At 74.5% G+C, this 789-nt stretch carries 1 protein-coding gene; it reads right to left on the bottom strand.

Translation table 11 applies throughout. The annotated features are described in order from the left end of the window. Positions 1 to 9: 9 nt before the first annotated feature. A partial coding sequence (locus A6302_RS20585) for a VWA domain-containing protein (protein ID WP_069308545.1) occupies positions 10 to 789 on the bottom strand: 780 nt, incomplete at its 5' end.

Below are 789 nucleotides of genomic sequence, written 5' to 3' on the forward strand. Positions count from 1 at the left end.
GCATCTCCGTCATCGCGCCCACCTCAGGCCCGGCAGCAGCAGGCTGGCGAGCAGGACGACCAGCGCCGCGCCGGCCGGCCAGATCCACAGGCCCTCGCGCAGCGACACCACCGCGCCCTGCGCCCGCGACGGCTCCCAGCCGGTCGACGGCGGCGGACACGTCCTCGAGGTCGGCGGTGGAGCGGACGCGAAATGCTCGCCGCCGGTCGCCGCCGCGATCTGCGCCAGCGCGGCGATGTCGACGAATTCGCGCGTGTCGGCGCTGCCGGCGGCAGCGGCGAGGGCGACGGTGTGGACCTTGATGCCGAGGCGGTTCGCAAGTTCCGCGGCGGCCAGCGCGCTGACCTTGCCGGCGGTGCTGGTGCCGTCGGAGAGAAGCAGCACGACCCGCGTCGGCCCCGGCGACTTTTCCAGCTGCTTGAGCGCAAGGCCGAGCCCGTCGCCGATGGCGGTGGAGCGGCCGAGCATGCCGATCTGCAGGCCGGCCAGCGTCTCGCGCAGGAGGCCGATGTCGAAGGTGGGCAGGGCAGCGAGATAGGGCTCCTCGGAGAAGGCGACGAGGCCGACGCGGTCGCCGCGGCGGCCGGCGAGGAAGCGGTCGGCCACCTCCTTCACCGCGTCGATGCGGCGGACCGGCGTGCCGTCGAGGCCATAGTCCTTGCGCTCCATGCTGCCGGAGACGTCGAGGGAGATCATCAGGTCGCGGCCGCTGGCGGGCACGGCGCCGGCCGGCAGGGGCCGGCCGGGATCGGCGAGGGCGACGACGAGGAGGACCCAGGCAAGACCCGC

The organism is Methylobrevis pamukkalensis, from assembly GCF_001720135.1.
Taxonomy (GTDB): Bacteria; Pseudomonadota; Alphaproteobacteria; order Rhizobiales; family Pleomorphomonadaceae; genus Methylobrevis; species Methylobrevis pamukkalensis.